The sequence below is a fragment of the Micromonospora sp. WMMD736 genome, from assembly GCF_049179015.1.
Taxonomy (GTDB): Bacteria; Actinomycetota; Actinomycetes; order Mycobacteriales; family Micromonosporaceae; genus Micromonospora.
This window is the reverse complement of sequence record NZ_JBMHMI010000001.1, coordinates 2,311,385-2,335,862: the sequence shown is the minus strand read 5'-3', so window position 1 is coordinate 2,335,862 and position 24,478 is coordinate 2,311,385. Positions and strand designations below refer to the sequence as shown.

At 71.0% G+C, this 24,478-nt stretch carries 15 protein-coding genes; 8 read left to right on the top strand and 7 right to left on the bottom strand.

The window, feature by feature from the left end:
- Nucleotides 1-8: 8 nt before the first annotated feature.
- Nucleotides 9-2,861 carry an aconitate hydratase gene (locus ACN269_RS09775; protein WP_421472147.1) on the bottom strand — a complete coding sequence of 951 codons (2,853 nt, stop codon included), beginning with the start codon at nucleotides 2,859-2,861 and terminating at the stop codon, nucleotides 9-11.
- Nucleotides 2,862-3,122: 261 nt separating this feature from the next.
- Here ACN269_RS09775 and ACN269_RS09770 point away from each other — a divergent pair, with 261 nt between their 5' ends.
- Nucleotides 3,123-3,818, top strand: a complete 696-nt coding sequence (locus ACN269_RS09770; RefSeq protein WP_421472146.1) for a DedA family protein — start codon at nucleotides 3,123-3,125, stop codon at nucleotides 3,816-3,818.
- 129 nt (nucleotides 3,819-3,947) lie between these two features.
- Here the strand turns inward: ACN269_RS09770 and ACN269_RS09765 are convergent, their stop codons facing one another.
- On the bottom strand, nucleotides 3,948-4,610 hold the full coding sequence (locus ACN269_RS09765) for a C39 family peptidase (protein ID WP_421472145.1): 663 nt from the start codon (nucleotides 4,608-4,610) through the stop codon (nucleotides 3,948-3,950).
- Nucleotides 4,611-5,193: 583 nt separating this feature from the next.
- Entirely contained in the window at nucleotides 5,194-5,373 is a 180-nt protein-coding gene (locus tag ACN269_RS09760; protein WP_421472144.1) for a hypothetical protein, read from the bottom strand.
- Between the two features lie 19 nt (nucleotides 5,374-5,392).
- On the opposite strand from ACN269_RS09760, the gene ACN269_RS09755 reads away from it, so the two are divergent.
- The 5 genes from ACN269_RS09755 (at nucleotide 5,393) to pulA (ending at nucleotide 13,861) form a co-directional block, all read left to right on the top strand.
- Nucleotides 5,393-6,217: a hypothetical protein gene (locus tag ACN269_RS09755; RefSeq protein WP_421472143.1), complete on the top strand. Its 825-nt coding sequence runs from the start codon at nucleotides 5,393-5,395 to the stop codon at nucleotides 6,215-6,217.
- 49 nt (nucleotides 6,218-6,266) lie between these two features.
- Nucleotides 6,267-6,656 (top strand): hypothetical protein, encoded by a 390-nt coding sequence (locus ACN269_RS09750; protein ID WP_421472142.1) that lies wholly within the window; start codon nucleotides 6,267-6,269, stop codon nucleotides 6,654-6,656.
- 135 nt (nucleotides 6,657-6,791) lie between these two features.
- Entirely contained in the window at nucleotides 6,792-7,457 is a 666-nt protein-coding gene (locus tag ACN269_RS09745; RefSeq protein ID WP_421472141.1) for a hypothetical protein, read from the top strand.
- Nucleotides 7,458-7,550: 93 nt separating this feature from the next.
- The gene (locus ACN269_RS09740) at nucleotides 7,551-8,249 is read left to right on the top strand and encodes a cellulose binding domain-containing protein (protein ID WP_421472140.1); all 699 of its coding nucleotides are present in this window, start codon (nucleotides 7,551-7,553) and stop codon (nucleotides 8,247-8,249) included.
- A 110-nt stretch (nucleotides 8,250-8,359) separates the two neighbouring features.
- Nucleotides 8,360-13,861, top strand: a complete 5,502-nt coding sequence (gene pulA, locus ACN269_RS09735) for a pullulanase-type alpha-1,6-glucosidase (RefSeq protein ID WP_421472139.1) — start codon at nucleotides 8,360-8,362, stop codon at nucleotides 13,859-13,861.
- 66 nt (nucleotides 13,862-13,927) lie between these two features.
- On the opposite strand, the gene ACN269_RS09730 is transcribed toward pulA, so the two are convergent.
- The 3 genes from ACN269_RS09730 to ACN269_RS09720 form a co-directional block, all read right to left on the bottom strand.
- Nucleotides 13,928-15,577 carry a hypothetical protein gene (locus ACN269_RS09730; RefSeq protein WP_421472138.1) on the bottom strand — a complete coding sequence of 550 codons (1,650 nt, stop codon included), beginning with the start codon at nucleotides 15,575-15,577 and terminating at the stop codon, nucleotides 13,928-13,930.
- Nucleotides 15,578-15,880: 303 nt separating this feature from the next.
- Nucleotides 15,881-17,719, bottom strand: a complete 1,839-nt coding sequence (locus tag ACN269_RS09725; protein WP_421472137.1) for a right-handed parallel beta-helix repeat-containing protein — start codon at nucleotides 17,717-17,719, stop codon at nucleotides 15,881-15,883.
- A gap of 389 nt (nucleotides 17,720-18,108) precedes the next feature.
- Nucleotides 18,109-19,590, bottom strand: coding sequence for an aminopeptidase P family protein (locus tag ACN269_RS09720; RefSeq protein ID WP_421472136.1), 1,482 nt, complete (start codon nucleotides 19,588-19,590; stop codon nucleotides 18,109-18,111).
- Between the two features lie 133 nt (nucleotides 19,591-19,723).
- Here ACN269_RS09720 and asnB point away from each other — a divergent pair, with 133 nt between their 5' ends.
- Nucleotides 19,724-21,685, top strand: coding sequence for an asparagine synthase (glutamine-hydrolyzing) (gene asnB, locus ACN269_RS09715; protein ID WP_421472135.1), 1,962 nt, complete (start codon nucleotides 19,724-19,726; stop codon nucleotides 21,683-21,685).
- Between the two features lie 87 nt (nucleotides 21,686-21,772).
- Here the strand turns inward: asnB and ACN269_RS09710 are convergent, their stop codons facing one another.
- Nucleotides 21,773-22,918, bottom strand: coding sequence for a lytic polysaccharide monooxygenase auxiliary activity family 9 protein (locus tag ACN269_RS09710; protein ID WP_421472134.1), 1,146 nt, complete (start codon nucleotides 22,916-22,918; stop codon nucleotides 21,773-21,775).
- Nucleotides 22,919-23,303: 385 nt separating this feature from the next.
- On the opposite strand from ACN269_RS09710, the gene ACN269_RS09705 reads away from it, so the two are divergent.
- Nucleotides 23,304-24,440: an XdhC family protein gene (locus tag ACN269_RS09705; protein ID WP_421472133.1), complete on the top strand. Its 1,137-nt coding sequence runs from the start codon at nucleotides 23,304-23,306 to the stop codon at nucleotides 24,438-24,440.
- The last annotated feature ends 38 nt before the right edge of the window (nucleotides 24,441-24,478 follow it).

Below are 24,478 nucleotides of genomic sequence, written 5' to 3'. Positions count from 1 at the left end.
GTGGTACGTCAGTTGGCGATCATGCGGCGCAGCACGTACTGCAGGATGCCGCCGTGGCGGTAGTAGTCCGCCTCACCCGGGGTGTCGATCCGCACGACGGCCTCGAACTCCACGCCCGTGTCGGTCGTGACCGTCACCGTGCGGGGGGTCTCGCCGTCGTTCAGGGCCGTCACACCGGTGATGGTGAACATCTCGGCGCCGGTCAGGCCCAGCGACTCGGCGGTGACGTCCACCGGGAACTGCAGCGGCAGCACGCCCATGCCGATGAGGTTGGAGCGGTGGATCCGCTCGTACGACTCGGCGATGACCGCCCGGACACCCAGCAGCATGGTGCCCTTGGCCGCCCAGTCCCGCGACGAGCCGGAGCCGTACTCCTTGCCGGCCAGGATGACCAGCGGGATGCCCGCCTCCTGGTAGGCCATCGAGGCGTCGTAGATCGAGGTCTGCTCGCCGGTCAGGTGGTTGACCGTGAAGCCGCCCTCCACCCCGGGCACCAGCTGGTTGCGCAGCCGGATGTTGGCGAAGGTGCCCCGGATCATCACCTCGTGGTTGCCCCGGCGCGAGCCGTACGAGTTGAACTCGTGGCGCGGCACGCCGTGCTCGGCCAGGTAGGTGCCGGCGGGGGAGTCCGCCTTGATCGCACCGGCCGGCGAGATGTGGTCGGTGGTCACCGAGTCACCCAGCTTGGCCAGCACCCGCGCGCCGGAGATGTCGACGACCGGGCTCGGCTCCTGCTGCATGCCCTCGAAGTACGGGGGCTTGCGCACGTAGGTCGAGTCGCTGTCCCACGCGAAGGTGTCGCCGGTCGGGGTGGGCAGCGACTGCCACCGCTCGTCACCGGCGAAGACGTCGGCGTACGCGGCGCTGAAGCCGGTCGCGCCGATCGCCTGGGCGATGACGTCCTGGATCTCGGCGGTGTTCGGCCAGATCTCCCGCAGGTAGACCGGGTTGCCCTCGGTGTCCTCACCGATCGGCTCGTTGGCCAGGTCGATGTCCATCGTGCCGGCGAGGGCGTACGCGACGACCAGCGGCGGGGACGCCAGGTAGTTCATCTTGACGTCCGGGTTGATCCGGCCCTCGAAGTTGCGGTTGCCGGAGAGCACCGAGACGACCGACAGGTCGTGCTCGTTGACCGCGGCGGACACCTCCTCGGGCAGCGGGCCCGAGTTGCCGATGCAGGTCGTGCAGCCGTAGCCGACCAGGTTGAAGCCGAGCTTGTCCAGGTACGGCGTGAGGCCGGCGCGCTCGTAGTAGTCCATGACGACCTTCGAGCCCGGGGCCAGGGTGGTCTTCACCCACGGCTTGCGGGTGAGGCCCTTCTCGACGGCGTTGCGGGCCAGCAGGGCCGCCCCGATCATCACCTGCGGGTTGGACGTGTTGGTGCAGGAGGTGATCGCGGCGATCACCACGGCGCCGTGGTCCAGCTCGTACTCGACACCGTCGGTGCCGGTGACCCGGATCGGGTTGCTGGCCCGACCGCCGGCGCCGGTGGCCGCGGTCTCCAGGTCGCGCGGCTCGTCGGCCGGGTCGCTGAACTCGTTGGCGGGCGGGTCGCTGGCCGGGAACGACTCGGCGCTGGCCTCGTCGGCCGGGCCGTTCGCGCCGCGCGGCAGCTCCTCGCGGGCCACGCTCGGCTTGAGGTCACGCTCGCCGGAGGAGTCGTCGGCCACGTAGTCGGTCAGCGCCGAGCGGAACAGCGTCTTGGCGCTGCCCAGCGGCACCCGGTCCTGCGGGCGCTTCGGACCGGCGAGCGACGGCTCGATGGTGCTCAGGTCGAGCTCGAGGCGCTCCGAGTAGGAGGGCTCGGCCGCCGGGTCGTGCCAGAGGCCCTGCTCCTTGGCGTACGCCTCGACGAGCGCGACCTGCGCGGCGTCCCGACCGGTCAGCTCCAGGTAGCGGACGGTCTCCGCGTCGATCGGGAAGATCGCCACGGTGGAGCCGTACTCCGGGGACATGTTGCCGATGGTGGCGCGGTTGGCCAGCGGCACGGCGCTCACGCCGGGGCCGTAGAACTCGACGAACTTGCCGACCACGCCGTGCTTGCGCAGCATCTCGGTGATGGTGAGCACCAGGTCGGTGGCGGTGGTGCCGGCCGGCATCTCGCCGGAGAGCTTGAAGCCGACGACCCGGGGGATCAGCATGCTGACCGGCTGGCCGAGCATCGCGGCCTCGGCCTCGATGCCGCCGACGCCCCAGCCCAGCACGCCCAGGCCGTTGACCATCGTGGTGTGCGAGTCGGTGCCGACGACGGTGTCCGGGTACGCCTGCCCGTTGCGCTCCATCACGGTGCGGGCCAGGTACTCGATGTTGACCTGGTGCACGATGCCGGTGCCCGGCGGGACGACCTTGAACTCGTTGAACGCGGTCTGGCCCCAGCGCAGGAACTGGTAGCGCTCCTTGTTGCGCTCGTACTCCAGCTCGACGTTGCGGGCGAACGCGTCCTCGCGGCCGAACAGGTCGGCGATCACCGAGTGGTCGATGACCAGCTCGGCGGGGGCGAGGGGGTTGACCTTGGTGGCGTCGCCGCCCAGGTCACGCACGGCCTCGCGCATGGTGGCCAGGTCGACCACGCAGGGCACGCCGGTGAAGTCCTGCATGAGCACCCGCGCCGGGGTGAACTGGATCTCCACGCTCGGGTCGGCGGTCGGGTCCCACCCGCCGAGCTGCTGGATGTGGTCGGCGGTGATGTTCGCGCCGTCCTCGGTCCGCAGCAGGTTCTCCAGCAGGATCTTCAGGCTGTACGGCAGCCGGTCGTGGCCGTCCACCTTGTCGATCTTGAAAATCTCGTAGCTCGCGTCTCCGACGCGTAGCTGGGTCTTCGCACCGAAGGTGTCGAGGCTCGCCACGTCGTACTCCTTCACACCAGCGACCGTGAGTAGTCCTGAGCAGTCTGTCGCACCGGCCGGGGCGCCGCCGAGGTTAGGTAACACTTACCGCCGATTCTGCTCTCAAACAAAACCGTACGTCCGTCTTGCTATTTGCGCAACCCGGGCTGGTCCGCCCGCCACCCCTCATCCCTAGCCTCCTAGGACGCGTTACGGAATGTGCGACAGCCGCCGACGGGCCCGTCGAGCGCGTCGACCGCAGGTAGGGTTCGAGGCCCGGCCGGAGGAGGGTCACCCGTGTTCGACGTCCAGCACTGGCTCGTGTCGCTGCCGCCGGTCGCGGTCTACCTGCTCGTCGCCGGGGTGATCGGCGTGGAGAGCATGGGCGTGCCCCTACCCGGCGAGATCGTCCTGGTCAGCTCCGCACTGCTCGCGGCCACCGGAGTGGTGGAGCCGGAGTGGGTGGCGACAGCAGCCGCGACCGGAGCGATCGTGGGTGACTCCATCGGGTACGCGGTGGGTCGTCGCGGGGGCCGCCCGCTGCTCGCCCGGCTGGGCCGACGCTTCCCCCGTCATCTCGGCCCCGCCCAACTCGCCCGCGCCGAGCAGAGCTTCGCCCGGCACGGCGTCTGGGCGGTGTTCTTCGGTCGGTTCGTGGCACTGCTACGGATCCTGGCCGGCCCGCTCGCCGGAGCCCTGCACGTGCCGTACCGGCGGTTCCTGGTGGCAAACGCCGCCGGCGGGCTGGTCTGGGCGTTCGGCACCACGTACCTGCTGTTCAGCGTCGGTCGGGCGGCCGAGCACTGGCTCAAGGACATCTCCTGGGCCGGCCTGGTCCTCGCCGTACTGGCCGGCCTGGGCAGCACCTGGTGGTTGCGTCGACGTGCCCACCGTCTGGAGGCCGCCGAGCCGGTGTCGTCGGGCCAGGCGGCGTCGGCCACCGGTTCGGAGCGGCCCGTCGACCCGGCGCTGGCGCGGGCCCGACACCGGTAGCGCACCATCGCCGGTCGTGTCCCGGTCCGCACGAACGAGCCGGCTTACGCCGGCAGGAAAATCCCTGACCCGGGTACGCCGAAAGGGCCGGGCCCCGTGGTGGGGTCCGGCCCTTGTCGGTTGGTTCTCTTAGCTGGTGGCGTAGCCGCGGGTGGCGATCCAGTCGGCGAGGTGCTCGACGGTGATGTCGTAGGAGGCGGTGTTCGGGTCGGCCGAGTCGGCGATCCGCACCACGTTGCCGTTGTCGCGGTAGCCCACGACGCTGATGTAGTGCCCGCCCTCGAAGGAGTGGATACCACCGTCGGTGTCGGTGCTGGTGCCGGCGATGTTGGCGACCACGGCCCGACCGTTGTCCACGGTGCGGACGATGTCGGCGCGCAGCTGGTCGGTCTGCGTGGCGTCGGCGTCGGGCTTGCTGATCTCGACGCTGTGGTAGGCGTCGGTCTTGCCGGTTTCCTTGTTCAGGACCGGGGTGATGTCGTTGATGCTGTTGGTGCCGGCCTCGGTGGTGCCCATCTCCTTGGCCATGGCGTCCACGCTGATGTCCTTGCCCTGCACGCTCAGGGCGTTGCGGGCGGCGGCGGGGCCGCAGTAGTAGAAGTTCGGCTGGGCCTCGTAGCGCACGCCGAGCTGCCGCTCGCCGTGGCCCTTGCGGTCGGTCTGGGTCTGCGACACGGGCTTGGCGGTGCTCTCGGCGGCGAAGGCGGTGGTCACGGGGCCGGCGATGGCGCCACCGGTGAACGCGAGGCCAGCGGCGGTCAGGGCGGTCTTACGAATCAGATCGGTACGCATGATGGCGTGCTCCTCTGCTTCATCCGGGGGATACGCGCCTGGCACACGGGGGTGTGCCCGGCGGGGAAAGTTCGTGAGGGAGTTCTGTCCGGCGACCCGACAAGAGGGGGTCTGCGCGGGGGGTGGTGCAACGGTCCGCGATGGCGGGTCATTCCCGCACCGCTGGGCCGGGGGATGGCCGGTGGTGCTCGGCCGTGCGGGGGTGTAACGACGCCGACCCGACGGGTGTTCCCGGCGGCCAGCCCGCGACCCGGGGGTCGTGGCGGCGTACCCGGTATAACGACCCCGCCCGGCCGCCGATTCCGCCCGCACGGTGTCACCGACCACAGCACGTCGGCGGCGGAAACCCGGACAGACTTCGCATGAGTGACGTCAAGCGCGGCGTTCGCGGGCACGCTCGACCGCGAGTGCCAAGCGCCGCCCGAACACCGAAAGCGGACAAATCGCGACCCGTCGCTCGGACAGATCCCATGATCCGCGCAATATCGGGGATGTTGTTGCCTCAGCGGGTCGTGAGGCAACAACATCCCCGAAAGTGCTCTCTCACGGACCAGGGCGTACCAGAGGTTGACGCAGCGGGTGGTCAGGCGGAGTCCGCTGCCTCATTGGCCTGGGCGTGGCGTTCCCGCAGCCGCTGCCGGATCTCCTCCGGGGTGTACGCGCGCCGCCGCCGTTCGGCTCGGGCGATGACCACACCGGACGCTGCCACTCCGGCGAGGCCGGCCAGGCCGAGGACCTTCCACCACCGCATTCGATGCCCCATCGGCTTAGGCTAGACCCTCATGAGCATCAGCCTGGATGAGGCCGTCGAGTTGACCCGTACCGGCGACGTGTGGGTGTTCCGGGGTCGCAGCGTGCCGGACCGGGCGATCCAGTTCACCACGAACAGTCCGGTCAACCATGTCGGAATGGCCGTCGTGCTGGACGATATGCCGCCGCTGATGTGGCACGCCGAGTTGGGTAAGTCCCTGCCGGACCTGTGGTCGGGCACCCACCAGCGTGGCGTCCAACTGCACGACCTGCGGGACGCGGTCTGCGTGTGGGCCAACCGGTACGGGCAGCGGGCGTGGTTGCGGCAGCTCGACCCGCCGGCCGAGGGTGAGATGGAGCGCGCGGTGCTGCGGACCGTCGCGCGGTTGGACGGTACGCCGTTCCCGTCGACCGCGCAGCTGGCGTGGCGGTGGGTGCGCGGCCGGGTGCCGTCGTTGCCGGGTCCCGGCCGGGCGGCACTGCGAGCGGTGTCGCGGGCCGCCCAAGCCGTGCCGGGAATGCCGCCGACCGCGGGCGCTCCGGCAACCCCGCGCACGCCGGCAACCCCCGGCACGGCGGGCACACCGCGCACGCCGGCAAGCCCGGGCACGCCAGGCGAGCCGGCAAGTCCCGGCACGCCGGCCGCCCCGAGCAGCGCGGCGGCGAAGGAGCGGGCGTTGGAGACGGCGTACTGCGCCGAGGTGGTGGCCGTGACCTACGAGGCGATGGGCCTGCTGCCCGCCGGTAAGCGTCCGAACTGGTACGACCCGGGCCGGTTCTGGAGTGGTGACGACCTGGGACTGGCCGGGGGCGCCCGACTGGGTACGGAGATCGAGGTGCGGGTCCCGCCCCGCTGAGGATCGCCCCGAGGTTTGGCCCACCCGGTGCGGGGCAATTGCTGTCGCCGTGAACGCCTCCACGGATCTCGACACGCTGACCGGCTTCTTCGACCGGTACGGTGCCGCGTTGACCTCGGGGGATCTGCCGGCCCTCGGCGGTTGTTACGCCCTGCCCGGGCTGGTGGTGGCAGACACGTACAGCTTCTCGTTCACCTCGCTGGCGGCGGTCGCGTTGTCCTTCGTGGGCGCCGCACCCGACTATCAGGACCGGGAGCTGATCGCCGCGCATGCCGGGATCGAGGATGTGCAGCCGGTGTCCGCGCTGCTGACCCTGGTGTCGGTCGAGTGGGAGTTCCTGGACAGCCAGGGGCGTGCGGTGCCGGGGGAGCGGTACCGCTACCTGCTGCGGACCTCGGATGAGGGGCCGCAGATCTGCACGGTCGTCCGGACGGGCTGATCGCCAGCGGAGCGTCGCCGCGTCCGAGCCGTTTTCCGTACGGAGGGGGCCGGTCGGTCTGATCCGTACCCGCACGGTTTCCGGTCCGCCCGGCGCTGGCTACGCTGTCGCGTCGGTGGGACGAGGGGAGACCTGATGGCGGTGGGGCCGGACGGCGCGGGAGGCCCGCGGACGGCGCGAGTGGTGTTGTCGCTGCCGTGGATCGTGGTGCTGGTGGGCATCTGCGCGCTGGCGGTGCTGTTGGTGGTCGCGCTGTTGTCGTTCCGTACCCGGGAGGGGAAGGGAACGCCGCAGGCCGCGCCGCCGGTGTTCCTGCCGACGACGCCGGCCGTGGCGTCGTCGGCGCCGACGCCGGGTGGGTTGGAGCGACGGACGGCGTCGCCGCGCGCCTCGCGCACCAGCCGGACGCCGTCGCCGCGTGCCACCACGAAGTCGCCGTCGCCGGGCGCGACGAGCGCCGCGGCCCTGGCGACGAAGGAGCCGGTGGTGTCGGCGCAGTACAAGGTCGGTACGGATGGCTGGAACGCGACCGACGCCACGCTGTCGGTGACCAACGGGTCGGACCGGTCGGTGGACTGGCGGGTGGAGTTGGCCTTCGCGGACGACACGCGGGGTCTGCGCGTCAGCGGCGCGGCGGGGATCTCGGTGGCGGCGCAGGGTGACGGTGCGTTCGTGCTCAGCGGCGGAGAGTCGTTGGGTGCGGGTGACACGCAAACCCTGCGGTTGCGGGTCAGTTGGGATGGATCGGCGCAGCGTCCGGTGCGGTGCGTGATCAACGGGGTGGAGTGCCGGCTCAGCTGACCGGGCGTCGGGCTGCGTCGTACGTGGCCGCGGCGCTTTCCGGGGCGGGCCGTCGATCGCTAGGCTGCGCGGACGGCCCGCTGAGGGAGGTACATGTCCGGCTTGCGTCGTGCCCCGCGACCGTCGCACGGTCCGGCGGCCATCGCCTCGTCGCCGTGGATCGTGGTGGGCGCCGGTGTCGTCGTGATGGTGGTCCTGCTGTTCGTGGCCCTGGGCGCGTACCGGGGGCGTAGTCCGGCGCGGGACGGCGGGCCGCCACCGGCGGGTCTGCCGTTGCCGCAGGCGCCGGTGTCGCCGTCCGAACTGTCGCCGACGCCGCTGCCGGAGAACTCGGCGCTGCTGCCCGGGTTGTCACCACGGGCCAGCGGGCTGCCGCCGAGCGCACCGGTCACGCCGGTCACGTCGCGGCCTTCGACGGTCGGTCCGCCGGTGGCGTCGGCGTCGGCGCGGCCGTCGACCCGGCCGCCGCAGCCGCCGTCGGCGGTGACTGGACGCTACCGGGTGATGCAGAGCTTCGACGGAGGTTTCATCGGCGAGGTGCTGATCGTGAACGCGTCCGGTGTGGACCGTGGGTGGACGGTGCGGTTCGAGTTCGCCGGTGGTCGACTGGTGACCGCCTGGGTGGAGGGCGTACCCCAGGGGACGCTGCGGCAGTTCGACGGCGGCTTCACGTACGTCAGCGGGGTGGACGTACCGGCGGGTGGGTCGGTGGCGCTGCGGTTCCACCTGGAGCGGGCGTCCTCGACGCCGCGCGGGTGCACTGTCGACGGGACGCGCTGTAGCGGGTTCTGAGCGAACCTTCCGCAAGTTTGCTGCTCTGTTACGACTTTTTTTGCAAGGTATTGCAGATCGTTGCGGCAAGGGTTAGCGTGCGGCCAATCACGACCAGAGGAAGGCCGTCGATGAAACCCCCGCCGATACGCCGTACCGCCCTGCTCGCGCTCGTCAGCCTGCTCACCGTCACCCTCGTCGGCGTGCCGGCGTCCGCCCGTCCACTCGATGCCGACGGCGACCCCCGGCCGTCCAGCGCCGATCCCCTGGCCGTGGCCGGGGCCGTGCAGTGGCGCGACGAGCCCAGCGCCGACGCGCTGCTGGCCGCGGGCACCGACGCCGCGCGTGCCGAGCAGTTCTACTTCGTCCTGCCGGACCGGTTCGCCAACGGCGACCGCCGCAACGACTCCGGCGGGCTCACCGGTGACCGGCTGCGTACCGGTCTCGACCCGGCCGACAAGGGCTTCTACCACGGCGGTGACCTCAAGGGCGTCATCGACAAGCTGGCCTACATCCAGGGTCTGGGCACCACCGCCATCTGGCTCGCCCCGATCTTCAAGAACCGCCCGGTGCAGGGCGAGGGGAACGACATCTCCGCCGGCTACCACGGCTACTGGATCACCGACTTCACCCAGGTCGACCCGCACTTCGGCACGAACGCCCAGCTCAAGGAGCTGGTCTCGCTGGCACACCGGCGAGGCATCAAGGTCTATCTCGACGTGGTGGTCAACCACACCGCCGACGTCATCAGGTACGCCGAGGACCGCTACGCCTACGTGGACAAGGCGACCTCGCCGTACACGGACGCGCGGGGGCGGGCCTTCGAGGACCGCAACTACGCCGACGGCAGCCGGGACTTCCCGACCGTCGACGCGAACGCCGGCCCGTACACGCCGGTCTTTCCCGCGCCGGGGGACGCGACCGTGAAGGTGCCAGCCTGGCTCAACGACGCCAGCATGTACCACAACCGGGGCGACTCCACGTTCTCCGGCGAGAACAGCGAGTACGGCGACTTCTTCGGTCTCGACGACCTGTGGACCGAACGACCCGAGGTGGTCCAGGGGATGACCAAGGCGTACGGGGACTGGATCGGCGCGACCGGTGTCGACGGGTTCCGGCTGGACACCGTCAAGCACGTCAACATGGACTTCTGGCCGCAGTTCACCCGGGGCGTCGAGCGGGCCGCCGAGAAGGCGGGAAAGAAGGACTTCTTCGTCTTCGGCGAGGTGTACAGCGCCGATCCGGAGGTCACGTCGACGTACGTGCGTCGGGGCGGCCTGCCGGCCACCCTCGACTTCGCGTTCCAGGAGGCCGCGCGGGGCTACACGGCGGGCGGCGGCTCGGCGAAGGCCCTCGCCGACGTGTACGCCCGGGACGACCTCTACGCCGCCCGGGACACCGACGCCGGTCGGCTGACCACCTTCCTGGGCAACCACGACATGGGCCGGATCGGCTCGTTCATCGCCGGCGGCGGCACCGACCCGGCCAGTCACCTGCGCCGCGACCAGCTCGCCCACCAGCTCATGTTCCTCACCCGTGGCCAGCCGGTGATCTACTCCGGTGACGAGCAGGGCTTCACCGGCCCCGGCGGGGACAAGGACGCCCGGCAGGACATGTTCGCGTCGAAGGTGCCCGACTACCTCGACGACGACCTGCTCGGCACCGACCGCACCCACGCCAGCGACCAGTTCGACACCGCCCACCCGCTGTACCGGACGATCGCGGAGTTGGGCCGGCTGCGCCAGGCGCACCCCGCGCTGCGCGACGGCATCCAGGTCACCCGGTACGCCGCCGACGGTCCCGGCGTGTTCGCCGCCTCCCGCGTCGCGCCCGGAGACCGGACCGAGTACGTCGTCGCCGTGAACAACGCCGCGACCGCGCAGACTGTCAGCGTGGACACCTGGTCGGCCGGCGCCACCTTCACCGGCATCTACGGCACTTCCGCCGCCGCGAAGGCCGGCGGCGACGGGAAGGTCACGCTGACCGTGCCGCCGTTGTCGGCGGCCGTGTACCGCGCGGGCAGCCCCATCGCCCAGGCGGGCGGCACGCCGACCATCAGCATCACCACCCCCGCGCCGGACGCGTCGGTGGCGACCCACGCGGCGGTCACCGCGCAGGTGGCCGGCGACCCGCTGTCGACCGTCACGGTGGCGGCCCGGGTCGGCGGCGGCCGGTGGACGCTGCTGGGCAGCGCCGACCACGCGCCGTACACGGTGCACCACGACCTGGACGGGCTGGCCGGCGGCACCCGCGTCGAGTACCGCGCGGTCGTCCGGGACGGCCGGGGCCGCACCGCCACCGCCCGGTCCGTCGCCGTCGTCGGCACGCCCGAGCTGGGTGGATCCCGGGAGTGGGCGGTCGTGCACTACCAGCGTCCAACCGGAGGGTACGACGACTGGGGCCTGTACGCCTGGGGCGACATCGACCCGGCGTACGTCACGCAGTGGCCCACCGGGCAACCGTTCGCCGGGGAGGACTCCTACGGCCGGTTCGCCTGGGTGAAGCTCAAGCCGGGCGCGAAGTCGGTGGGCTTCGTGGTGGTCGACAGGAACGGCACCAAGGACGTCGCCCAGGACCGCACGATGGACGTCACCCGGACCGGCGAGATCTGGCTCAAACAGGGCGACGCCACCGTCTATCCGAGCCGGCAGGCGGCCACCGGCGAGCCGGACCCGTCCGTGCAGGAGGGCACCGCGGTGATCCACTATCGGCGGGCCGACGGCAACTACGACGGGTGGGGTCTGCACCTGTGGGACGGCGCTGCCAGCCCGACGGACTGGGCCAGCCCGCTCGCGCCCACGTCGACCGACGCGTTCGGCGCGGTGTTCCGGGTGCCGCTGGCGGCCGGTGCCACCGGGCTGAACTACATCGTGCACAAGGGTGACGCCAAGGACCTGCCCGACGACCAGCGGCTCGACTTCGCCAGCGCGGGCCGGGAGGTGTGGCTGTTGGCCGCCACCCCGGGGCGGCTGCTGCCGTCCACCGCGACCAGCTCCGGCGGGGACACCGACATCACCCGGCAGAAGGCGCACTGGATCGACCGGTCCACCGTCGCCTGGCAGACCCCGCCGACCGACGGTCGGGTGTACGCCCTGGTGGCTGCCCCGACCGGTGGGGTGAGCGTCGTCGACGGGGAGCTGTCCGGGACGTACACCAGTCTGCCGTTGCGCGCGCAGCGCAACGGGCTCACCGAGGCCCAGCGCGCGGCGTTCCCGCACCTGTGGGCCCACCGGGCCTTCACGCTCGATCGGGGTGACCTGGCGAAGGTGCCGGCGGCGCTGCGCGGGCAGCTCCTGGTCACCGAGCGCGACGCCCGGGGGAAGCTGCTCGCCGCCACCGGCGTGCAGATCCCCGGTGTGCTCGACGACGTGTACGCGCGGGCCACCCAGGTCACGCTCGGTCCGACCTTCGCCGGCCGGACGCCGAGCCTCGCGCTCTGGGCGCCGACCGCCCGCACGGTGGAGCTGGAACTGTTCGACTCGCCCACGGCCGCGCCGAAGACGGTGCCGATGCGCCGCGACGACCGCACCGGCGTCTGGTCGGTACGGGGCAGCCACGCCTGGACGGGGACGTACTACCGCTACCGGGTGCAGGCGTGGCAGCCGGCCGTGCAACGGATGGTCACCGCGTCGGTCACCGACCCCTACTCGGTGGCCCTCGCGGCGGACTCCACGCACAGCCAGCTCGTCGACCTCAACGACCCGACGCTGGCCCCGCCCGGGTGGCGCACGCTGCGCAAGCCCGCCCCGGTGCCCGCGTCGAAGGCGCAGATCTCCGAGTTGTCGGTGCGCGACTTCTCCATCGCCGACGAGACCGTGCCGGCGCAGCGGCGGGGAACGTTCCTGGCGTTCACCGACCCGGGGACCGCCGGCATGAGACACCTGCGGGCGCTCGGCGACGCGGGGGTCACCCACCTGCACCTGCTGCCGGCGTTCGACTTCGCCACGATCCCCGAGAGGCGAGCCGACCAGCGCCAGCCGGCCTGTGACCTGGCGGCGCTCGCGCCGGACTCCGACCAGCAGCAGAAGTGCGTCGCGGCCGTCGCCGACACCGACGGCTACAACTGGGGGTACGACCCGCTGCACTACACCGTTCCGGAGGGCGGTTACGCGCTCGACCCGAGCGGGGCGGCGCGGACCGCCGAGTTCCGCCGCATGGTGGCCGGAGTGAACGACGCCGGCCTGCGGGTCGTCATGGACGTGGTCTACAACCACACGGCGGCGGCCGGCGTCGACGCCAAGTCGGTGCTCGACCAGGTGGTACCCGGCTACTACCACCGGCTGCTCAACGACGGCACGGTCGCCAACTCCACGTGCTGCGCCAACACCGCGCCCGAGCACGCGATGATGGGCAAGCTGGTGGTCGACTCGCTGGTCACCTGGGCCCGGCAGTACAAGGTGGACGGTTTCCGGTTCGACCTGATGGGCCACCACCCGAAGGCGAACATCCTGGCCGTCCGTCAGGCCCTGGACACGCTGACCGTCGCCCGGGACGGCGTGGACGGCAAGGCGATCATGCTCTACGGCGAGGGCTGGAACTTCGGCGAGGTCGCCAACGACGCCCGTTTCGTGCAGGCCACCCAGGCCAACATGGCCGGCACCGGCATCGGCACGTTCAACGATCGGCTGCGCGACGCCGTGCGCGGCGGCGGCCCGTTCGACGCCAACCCCCGTACGCAGGGCTTCGCCTCCGGGCTCTACACGGACCCCAACGGGGACGAGGTGAACGGGTCGGCGGCCACCCAGAAGGCCCGACTGCTGCACGCGCACGACCTGATCAAGGTGGGCCTGGTCGGCAACCTGCGGGACTACCGCTTCACCGACACCTCCGGTCGTACGGTCACCGGCGCGCAGGTGGACTACAACGGCTCGCCCGCCGGATACACCGCCGCGCCGGGGGAGGCGGTCACGTACGTCGACGCGCACGACAACGAGATCCTGTACGACGCGTTGGCGTACAAGCTGCCGCAGCACACCAGCGCGGCGGACCGGTCCCGGATGCAGGTGCTGGCGCTGAGCACGGTGGTGCTGGGGCAGGGCACCGGGTTCGTCACCGCCGGCACGGAACGGCTGCGGTCGAAGTCGTTGGACCGCAACTCGTTCAACTCCGGTGACTGGTTCAACCAGATCCGCTGGGACTGCGCCGACGGCAACGGGTTCGGCGTCGGTCTGCCCCCGGCGCCGGACAACCAGGACAAGTGGCCGTACGCCAAGCCGCTGCTCGCGGACCGGGCCCTGGTGCCTGACTGCGCGGCGATCGACACCACCGACGCCCGGTACGCCGAGCTGCTGCGCATCCGGGCGTCGTCGCCGGTGTTCGGGTTGGGCACCGCCGAGCAGGTGCAGCGGCGGGTGGCGTTCCCGCTGTCCGGCGAGTCGGAGACCCCGGGCGTACTGACCATGACGCTGGACGCCCGCGGCCTGGGTGGGCCGTGGACGTCGCTGACCGTGGTCTTCAACGGCACCCCGGAGGCGGCGACGCAGACGGTGACCGGGCTGCGGGGCGCGGACGTGGCGCTGCACCCGGTGTTGGTCGACTCGGCCGACCCGACGCTGCGGACGGCGTCGTTCGACCGGACGGCCGGCGCCTTCACGGTGCCGGGGCGCAGCGTGGCGGTGTTCGTCCAGAAATGAGCCGGGGCCGGCCCCCTTCCGCGTCGCGCGGAAGGGGGCCGGTCCGTGTGGTGCTTGGTGCGTCGATCAGGCGAAGCAGTTCTCGATGGCGCCGCCCGGGATGGCCAGGCAGTTCGTCGGGCGGTTCGCGGTGATGGCGGACTTGTCGTCCACGTTCACCGGCCCGAAGAAGGTGAACACACCGCCCGGCGCGAAGGTCGAGAAGTTGTTGGCGACCTTCGTCTTCGACAGGTTGACCTCGCCGAAGATGTTGAAGATGCCGCCGCCGACCCCGATCGGGCCGATGGCCCGGTTGCCGACGACCTCGGTGTCCCGCAGCGTGAGGACGCTGCCGGCGTTGAAGACCCCGCCGCCGAAGAAGCCGGCGGTGTTCTCCTTGATCCAGCTGTTCTCGACGGTCACCGCGCTGTCGAAGGCGATGGCCAGACCGCCACCGACCCCGGCGGTGCTGTTCTTCGCCACCGTCACCTTGTGCAGGTTCAGCTGGCTGTCCGCCGCCGCCAGACCACCACCGGCGAGGACCGCCGTGTTCGAGGTGATCTCGGTGTCGTACGCGGTGGTGTTGCCCTCGATGTCGAGGTAGCCGCCGCCGAAGCCCAGCGTCTCGTTGTCGCTGATCACGGTCTTCTTCAGCTCGACCGTGCCGCCGTCGACGTCGTCGGCGAAGATCCTCGCGGCACCGTTGGAGATACCGCCACCGCCGATGATCGCGGTGTTGTCCTTGATCTTCGACTCCTCGACCTTGAGCAGGCCGGCGTTGAACACACCGCCACCGAAGAAGAAGGCGGTGTTGCCCGCGACGGTGCTGTGCCAGATCTTCGTGGTGCCGAAGTTGGCCACACCACCGCCGTTGCCGCCGGACTGGTTGAGGACGACCTCGGACTCGATGATCTCGGCCGAGCCGCCCGGCTGCACCAGGATGCCCGCGCCGTCGGTGGACTCCGGGTACTCGACGAGCGGCGTGACAGCGCCCGGCGCGGCCTTCGTGGTGGCGGCCTTCGCCGTCACCTTCGGCGCGGCCGTCAGACCGGCCTTCGGGTTGGCCTGCCGAGCGGTGAGGGCCTGCTCCAGCGGAGTGCCGGCCTTCACCTGCGCCGCGATCGCCTCGGAGTCCGAGTAGGACGCCCAGACGGCCGCCGGCTCGACGGCGCTGAGCAGTTCCAGGGTCTGACCACCCTTGACGGTCAGGCCCTTGATGGTGAGGTGTCCGCCCGCGCCGACGTTGAGGATCCGGAAGTAGTCGGCGGTGGCCTCGCGGGCGATCGTGGTGTGCTCGCCCTTCAGGGTGATGTTCTCGGTGATGACCGGCAGACCATTGCCCTGGTAGTCGTTGCGGGTCAGGTTGTAGGTGCAGCCCTTGGCCAGCTCCAGCACACCGCCGTGCTTGTTGTTGGCGAACACGATCGCCTGGATCAGCTTGTCGGTGTCGCAGGGCACCTCCTTCCCACGCTCGTGGTCCTTGTCCCGGTCCTTGCCCTTGTCCTCGTCCCGGTCCTTGTCCCAGTCACGACCCTCGTCACCGTGCTGGTCGCCGTCCTTGCTGACCTGCGCGGTGTTCCAGTTCAGGCCGACCGCCCCGGCGCTGCCCGCGACGCCCACCGCCGCGAGGCTGATCACGCCCGTCAGACCGGCCACGCCGCTGGCGAGCCAGAGCTTGCGGCGGCTCTTCGCCGTCGCCCGCCCGGAGGCTTCGTTGTTCGTTAGGTAGTTGGACATCGGAGCTCTCTGCCCTCTCCTCGTACCAGACAGGGTCGCCGCCCTCAGACGGTCGTCCCCTGCTACAAATCGGTTGTAGCTCCCAAAAACACCGTATGAGAATGTTCCTCGCCTCGCGGGCGTATCCGAAACAACCCCACATTAGGTTCATGTTGGCGCGTTGAGCGGCCAGGAGGCCCCGGGCGGGCACATCGCTCCCAAGCCGGGCCGTCGGGCCCGTGAGCAGCCCAAATGGGTACGCCCCTCCGTGCCGTGACCGGCTCGGAGGGGCACGCCCTCTCTATGTGGTTCAGCCCCACCCGATCAGGCGAAGCAGTCCGGAACGTTGAAGCAGTTGGTGGGGCGGTTTGCCGTGACCGCGGAGTCGTCGTCCAGCCTCACCGTGCCGCCGAGGCTGTTGAAGATGCCTCCCGGCGCAAGGGTCGAGAAGTTGTGCGCCACCGTCGTCCGGTGAAGCGTGACCTCGCTGCCCTCGGTGTTGAGGATGCCGCCGCCGCGGGCGAACGGACCGATCGCCCGGTTACCGACGATCTCGCTGTCGCGCAGCGTCGTGCGGCTCTCGTCGTTGAAGAGGCCGGCACCGCCGGACCCCGCGGTGTTCTCCTTGATCGCGGTGTCCTCGATCGTCGCGGTGCTGTCGGAGACGACCGCCACACCGCCACCGTCGCGGCCAGCGCTGTTCCTGGCCACCGTGGCCTGCTTCAGGGTGAGCTGGCTGTCTGCCACGGCGACGCCGCCGCCGTCCAGGACCGCCGTGTTGCCGGTGACCTTCGTGTCGTGCAGGGTCGTGCTGCCCTCGACGTCCAGGACGCCGCCACCGAAACCGAGCGTCTCGTTCTCGGTGATCTCGCTCTTGTAGACCCAGACCGCGCCGCCGTCGACGCCCTCGGTACGGATGTCGGGCGCCCCGTTGGCGATGCCGCCGCCGCCGATGATGCCGGTGTTGTCCTTGACCGGGGACTCGTCGACCTGGAGCACCCCGGCGTTGAAGATGCCGCCGCCGAAGAAGAAGGCGGTGTTGTGTGCCACGGTGCTCTTGCTGAGCCGCGTCGAACCGAAGTTCGCCAACCCACCGCCGTTGCCGCCGGACTGGTTGTAGAGCAGTTCACTGTCCAGGATCTCGGCCCGACCCCCGGGCTGTACGAGCACCCCGGCGCCGTCGTTGAAGCCGGGATCCTCCACCAGCGGCACCACCGCCGTGCCGGCCGCCGGGGTCGTGCCGGCCGCCGCGGTGACCGTGGCGGCGGGCTTGGCAGCCGCCGTCTTGGTGGCCGCCGTGGCCGGTGCCGTCGGCTGCGCCGGCTTGACCGCCGCCTTCGTGACCGCCGCCGCGTTGGCTGCCGCCGCCGGCTTCGCTGCCGTCCCGGAGGCCGGTGGGGCCGCTGCCGCCGCTGGCTTCGCCGCCGCTGCTGGCTTCGCCGCGGTCGCTGGGTTGGCTGCCGTCGCCGGCTTGCCGGTAGCGCCCGCCGTGGCGGCTCGCCCGGAGGTCGAGTACGACCCCCAGACCGTGGCCGGCTCCACCATGGCCGGCTGCCGGATGGTCTGCCCACCCCGGATGCTCAGGCCCTTGAGGGTGAGGTTCCCGCCCGGACCGACGTTCAGGATCCGGAAGTAGTCGGCGTTGGCCGCGCGGCCGATGGCCGTGTGCTCGCCCCTGAGGGTGATGGGCTGGGTGATCACCGGAAGGCCGTTGCCGTCCTGGTTGCGGGTCAGGGTGTAGGTGCAGCCCTTGGCCAGTTCGAGGACGCCGCCGTCGCTGCTGTTGGCGAAGGTGATCGCCTGGATCAGCTTGTCCGAGTCGCAGGGCACCTGCCTGCCGCGGTCCTTGTCGTGGCGGTCGTCGGCACCGCCGCGATCGTCGAAGCCGCTCCAGTCGTCGCCGCTGGACTCCTCGTCGCCGCGTGCCTTGCCCTCGTCGGCGTTCCCGCCGGCGTCGCTGACGTTCTGCCGGTTCGGAGACGACTGGGCATCCGACACCCGGTCGGAGGTGGGTTTGTCGTCCCGCGCGGCGACACCGCCGAGGGCGGCCAGGCCCACCACCCCGGTCAGGCCGGCCACGCCGGCGACCCAGAGCGCCCGTCGTCGTCGTGTCGGCGGCGCCGTCGAGGCTCCGCCCTCGGTACTCGTTATGTCATCGGACATCAGAGCCTTCCGCCCTTCCTGCTACCAGACGGGGTCGCACCGCCCGCAGCGCCACGACCAGCCACAAATGGGTTGTAGCCTCTGATGACCACCGTATGAGAACTATCTTCGCGAGGCGGACGTATCCGAGAAAAGCCCACATATGCCTCAGGTTAGGGCACGCGCCGCTAAGGGGTCGGGCGGACCGGAAGGGGCGTGAGCAGGCCAAACGCCCCTCGGATTCGGGAAAGCGCGGTATCCGGGCGCCCACGACGCCCCGACATCAAGAAAGCCGAGTCGATCACGCACGGGCCGGCCGGACGAGCCGCCAGTAAGGCCGGGCGGGCGGACGAAAAACGGCCGGGCCGGACGTTGGGACGTCCGGCCCGGCCGAGGGTCGTACCCGAGGGTCAGCCGGGCAGGCGGGGGCCGGCCTCGCGCTGCTCGGCCAGCCAGGTCTCCACCTCGTCAGAGGTACGCGGCAGGCCAGCCGACAGGTTGACCGCGCCGGTCGCGGTGACCAGGACGTCGTCCTCGATGCGGATGCCGATGCCGCGCAGCTCGGCCGGGACCAACTCGTCCTCGGGCTGGAAGTAGAGCCCCGGCTCGACGGTGAGGACGTAGCCCTCACCCAGGGCGCCGTCGCGGTAGGTCTCCTTGCGGGCGTTCGAGCAGTCGTGCACGTCGATGCCGAGCATGTGACCGAAGCCGTGCAGCGTCCAGCGTCGGTAGACCGAGGACTTCTCGTCCATGGCCTCGTCCACGCTCACCGGCAGCAGGCCCAGGTCGGACAGGCCCTCGGCGAGCACCCGCATGCAGGTCAGGTGGACGTCCTTGAACTTCACGCCGGGCCGGATGGCGTCCATGCCGGCCTGCTGCGAGGCATGCACGATGTCGTAGACCTGGCGTTGCAGGGGGGTGAACCGGCCGTCGACCGGCAGCACCCGGGTCACGTCCGCGGTGTAGAGGTTGCGCCCTTCGACGCCCATGTCCATGAGCAGCAGGTCACCCGGGCGGGTGGCGCCGTGGTTGTGCACCCAGTGCAGGATCGTGGCGTGCTCGCCGGCACCGACGATCGAGCCGTACCCGACGTCGTTGCCGTCGTGGCGGGCGCGCAGCGCGAAGATGCCCTCCAGCAGCCGCTCGGAGACGGCCCGGTCGGCCGGCAGGATGCGGGCCACGTCCTCGAAGCCCCGGACGGTGGCGTCGATCGCGTCCTGGAGTTGGCCGATCTCCCACTCGTCCTTGACCAGCTTCAGCTCCGAGATGGCGACGGCCAGCTCCCGGTCGCGGGCCGGCTGCCCCTCGGCGCGCGGCCCGTCGTAGGGGCGCACGGCCGCGTCCACCTGGGCGTCGAAACCGCGCAACACCCGGGTACGCCCCGGAGCGAGGTCGGCCAGCGCCGCCTCCAGACCGCTGAGGTCGGCGGTGGGCAGGTCCAGTTCGGTGGACTTCTCGCCGAGGGTGTGCCGCCGGCCCACCCACAGCTCACCGTGCCGGCTGCGGAAGAACTCGTCGGTCTCTCGGGACGAGCGGGGCCGCATGTACAGCGTCGCGTCGTGGCCCGAGCCGTTCGGGCGCAGCACGAGGACGCTGTCCGGGTCGTGGTCGCCGGTCAGGTAGGCGAAGTCGCTGCCCGGCCGGAACGGATACGCGGTGTCGTTGGCGCGCACCTTCTCGCCGCCGGTCGGGATGACCAGCGTCTCGCCCGGGAAGGCGGCCGACAGCGCGGCCCGCCGCTTGGCGTAGTTGGGGACCTCGGGACGCGGCGTGACCGGGAGTTCGGTGTCGCGCCAGCCCTGCCGCATGAACGACAGGAACGCCTCCGGGAAGTCCGGATCGTGCGATTCCGTGCCGTCTGTCGGCGTACCCTCGGTGCGTTCCTCGGTCATTGCGCCGCTCCCTTCCGCTCGTGGCTGGTCCCGACGGTACCGCGCGTCCGGTTCGCGGTGGTGAGGGCCGGGAGCGCCCCCGAACGACGGACGGCTGCGACGGGCCGACGGAGCGCGTGGAAAGATGACGACCATGTGCGGACTCCTGGCCTTCTTCAGCGCGAACGGCAACGCCGCCGCGCACCGCGACCACATCGCCGGAGCATTGGAATGCCTGCACCACCGGGGCCCGGACGAGACAGGGGTCGAGGTGGTCGGCGACGCGTCCGGCCGGTACGCGGACGGAGTGTTCGCCCACAAGCGGCTCGCCATCATCGACGTCGCGTCGAGTCACGAGCCGCTGCCCTACGCGAACGGCCGTTACCTGCTGACCTTCAACGGTGAGATCTACAACTACATCGAGCTGCGCGACGAGCTGGTGCGGGACTTCGGTGCGCAGTTCGCCACCGCCGGTGACGGCGAGGTGATCGTCGCCGGTTACCACTACTGGGGCGAGCAGGTGCTCACCCGGCTGCGCGGCATGTTCGCCTTCGTCATCTGGGACCGGCAGGAGCGGCGCGCGTTCGGTGCCCGCGACTACTTCGGCATCAAGCCGCTGCACTACCTGGAGACCGCCGACGGCCTCTACCTGGCGTCGGAGAAGAAGGCGCTGCTGCCGTTCGCGCACAGCAACTACCAGGGCGACGCGGGCGTGGACGCGGCCAACCTGAGCCACTACCTGACCCTGCAGTACGTGCCGGAGCCGGGCACGCTGCACAAGGGCATCAGCCGGATCGGCTCGGGGGAGTACCTGACCTGGACCCCGGGCGGGCGGATCGACGTACGGCGGTGGTACCGGCCGGTGTTCCGGCCCGCGCCGGTCGACGACGAGCAGAAGCTCTACCACGAGATCCGCGAGACTCTGCGCGAGAGCGTGCGCATGCACATGCGCTCGGACGTGCCGGTCGGCTCGTTCCTGTCCAGCGGCATCGACTCGACCGCCGTGGTGGCGTTGGCCCGTGAGTTCAACCCGAACATCCTGACCTTCACCGTCGGCTACGACGTCCCGGGTTACTCCGAGATCGACGTCGCCCAGGACTCGGCGCGGCACCTGGACGTCACCACCATCCCCACCAAGATCGGTCCGCAGGACATGATCGACGCGTTGCCGAAGATCGTCTGGCACCTGGACGACCCGGTGGCCGACCCCGCGCTGGTGCCGCTGTACTTCGTGGCGAAGAAGGCCGCCGAGCACGTCACGGTGGTGCTCTCCGGTGAGGGGGCCGACGAGTTCTTCGGTGGTTACACGATCTACCGGGAGCCGCTGTCGCTGGGCGCCGTCAACGGTCTGCCCGGTGGCGTGCAGAAGGGCCTGCGGGCGGTCTCCAAGGCGATCCCGCAGGGTGTGAAGGGCAAGAGCTTCCTGGAGCGCGGCACCACCCCGATCGAGGAGCGCTACTACGGCAACGCCCGGATGTTCACCGAGGAGGAGAAGCAGCACCTGCTGCGTCGCTACGACCCCTCGGTGCGCTACACCGACGTGACCGCTCCGATCTACGCCGAGTGCACCGAGCTGGACGACGTCACCAAGATGCAGTACGTCGACCTCTACACCTGGCTGCGCGGCGACATCCTGGTCAAGGCCGACCGGATCTCGATGTCGCACTCGCTGGAGGTGCGGGTGCCGTTCCTCGACCGCGAGGTGTTCGACGTCGCGGCGAAGATTCCGGTGGACCTGAAGCTGCCGCCGCGCTCCGACGCCACCAAGTACGCGATGCGCCAGGCGTTGCAGGGCGTCGTCCCGCCGGCGATCGTCAACCGCAAGAAGCTGGGCTTCCCCACCCCGACCCGGGTGTGGCTGCGCGGCGAGATGTACGAGTGGGCCCGCCACGTGCTGAGCACCTCCGGCGCGGGTGACCTGCTCGACCTGTCGTACGCGCTGCGGCTGCTCGACGAGCACAAGCGGGAGGAGTTCGACCACTCCCGCAAGGTGTGGACCGTGCTGATCTTCTGCATCTGGCACGCCATCTTCGTGGCCAAGACCCTCGACCCGGGCATCCAGCGCAACCAGTCCGCCCTGCTCACGAAGCCGGTGGTCGGTTCCATGGTCCGCTGACCCGCGTCCCCACCCTGTCGATCAAGAGGTTTGCGTCACCGGATGTGCTCCGGATGACGCAAACCTCTTGATCATTTCAGGACGACCTCAGCGACCGGTGCAGGTGACCGTCGGGAGGGTGTTCGTTCCGGTGCTGCTCGCCAGGAAGCCGAACGTGGTTGTGCCTTCTGGCGCGACCGTGCCGTTGTACTGGACGTTCGTCGCGGTCACCGAGGCGCCGGACGTCGTCTGGGTGGCGCTCCAGATCTGGTTGATCTTTTGTCCGCTGGGCCAGGTCCAGCTCGCGGTCCAGCCGGAGAACGCCGCACTGCTGTGGTTCATGATCGTGACTTCGCCCTGGAATCCGCCCTGCCAGGAACTGGTCACCTTGTAGACGGCCATGCAGTCACCCGTCGGCGCCGGCGTGGTCGGCGGCGGGGTGGTCGGCGGCGGCGTGGTGGGCGGGGGAGTGGTGGGCGGCGGCGTGGTGGGCGGCGGGGTGGTGGGCGGCGGGGTGGTGGGCGGCGGGGTGGTCGGGTTCGACCCGCCCGGACCCACACCGGTCACCTGACCGTTGCCACCGTCGAACGTCACGTCGGAGCAGCCGAAGAAGTTCTCCTGCGAGTCCGAACGCACCCAGCGGGAGTAGATGATGTGCCGGCCGCTCTTGCCCGACGGCAGGTTGCCGCTGAAGTAGTAGTGCCCGTCGGCGGTGCCGACCGAGCCGCGCTGCGGCGGGTTGGTCACCGTCAGGAACGGCTCCTCCAGGTCGCTCCAGGCCAGCGCCCGGGTCGGGCTCCAACTGTCCTTCGTCACGTAGAAGTAGAACGTGCCCGGGTGGTGCGCCCAGTTGCTGTACCGGAAGTCCAGCCGCGCGCCGGAGGTCAGGTGGGTCAGCGGCCAGTCGGTACGGGGCAGGTCGTAGCCCCGGAAACCGGTGGCGCCACCACTGCACAGCTGCCCGTCCGGGATGAATCCGGTGGTACGACCACCGGCGTCCGAGCGCAGCACGCTGAACCAGTTGTAGAGCGAGTTGGTCCCGCTCTGCGCCACGGCCGCGGCACAGGCCGGGTTGTTCGGCCTGATCTCGCCGGTCTGGCTGAGGCCGTCCTGCCAGCAGAGGTAGGTGCGGCTGCCCGGCGTCATCGCCGCGCCGTGCGCGGCCGCCGGTTGTGGACTGGACGCCAGGGCGACGGCGCCCAGCGCAAAGGTCAGGGCCGCGGTGAGCACTGCGGCCGTACGGGAACGGTTCACGGGTTCTCCTGACTCGCGAGGCGTGCCGCCCGAGCACCCCCGCCGCAAGCGGATACGACGATCACCCTGGCCCGCGCCCGGCAGCAGATCGGCCGGCGGACACGCGCCATCGACGGTCCTGTCCTGGACCGGTGCCCTCGCGTCTAACCAACCCGGCAACCGGTGGCGCGGCAGCCCTCGCACCGCCCGGTACGGGCCATCCCACCACGTCGTCGGTTGCCGACGCAATAGTCGGTCCTCGATGCGTCAAACAGGGCGGGGTCGGGCGAGCTCCGGCGACCGGCGATCTCTCCTATAGTGATTGTCTGCATACTCATCGTGACGACGGAGTCCGTGCGCCATTCGGCCTGCCGTGACGCCGCGCAGACGAAGGAGGTGGCGGCGGGTGCCCGACGTGTTCGACGAACTGCACCGCCGCTGCCGGGCCGGCGAGTCGGCCGTCCTGGCCACCGTGGTCGCCACCTGGCGATCCGCGCCGCAGCCGCCCGGCGCCGCCATGCTCGTCGCCGCCGACGCGACGGTCACCGGCAGCGTCTCCGGCGGCTGCGTCGAGGCGGACCTCTACGAGCGGGCCCGCCAGGTGCTCGCCACCGGCGTACCGGAGCTGGTCCACTACGGCGTCAGCGACGACGAGGCGTACGCCGTGGGTCTGACCTGCGGCGGCATGCTCGACGTGTTCGTCCAGCGGTTCGACGGCACTGCCCTGGCGCAGCTCGACGCGGTCGCCGCCGCGCGGCAGGCCGGCGAACCCGCCGCCATGGTCACCTGCGTGGCCGCCGACGCCGGCGACGCGTCCGACCCGGCCGGGCGGCTGGGTCGCCGGCTGGTGCTCGCCGGTCGGCAGGTGACCGGCTCGCTCGGCGACGACCGGCTGGACGACGCCGTGGCCGCCGACGCGCTCGGGCTGCTCGCGGCCGGGCACAGTGGCGTGCTCCGGTACGGCTACCAGGGGCAGCGCCGGGGCAAGGGCCTGAGCCTGTTCGTGGCCGCCCACACCACCGCACCCCGGATGATCGTCTTCGGGGCGATCGACTTCGCGGCGGCGGTGGCCCGCATCGGCGCCTTCCTCGGTTACCGGGTGACCGTCTGCGACGCCCGGCCGGTCTTCGCCACCGGCCGGCGCTTCCCCGAGGCGCACGAGGTGGTGGTGCGGTGGCCGCACCGCTACCTGCGGGACGAGATCGACGCCGGCCGCGTCGACGGGCGCACGGTCGTCTGCGTGCTCACCCACGACCCGAGGTTCGACGTGCCACTGCTGGCGCTGGCCCTGCGCCAACCCCTGGCGTACGTCGGCGCGATGGGGTCGCGGCGCACCCACGACGAACGGCACAAGCTGCTGCGCGAGGCGGGGCTCAGCGCCGCCCACCTCGACCGGCTGGCCTCCCCGATCGGGCTGGACCTCGGTGGTCGTACCCCCGAGGAGACCGCGGTCAGCGTGGCCGCGCAGATCGTCGCGGCCCGCTGGGGCGGCAGTGGCCGCCCGCTCGCCGCGACCGACGGGCCGATCCACCACCCGGGCTGACCGCGGCGCCGCGTCTTCGCGCCCACCGGGCCGCGCGC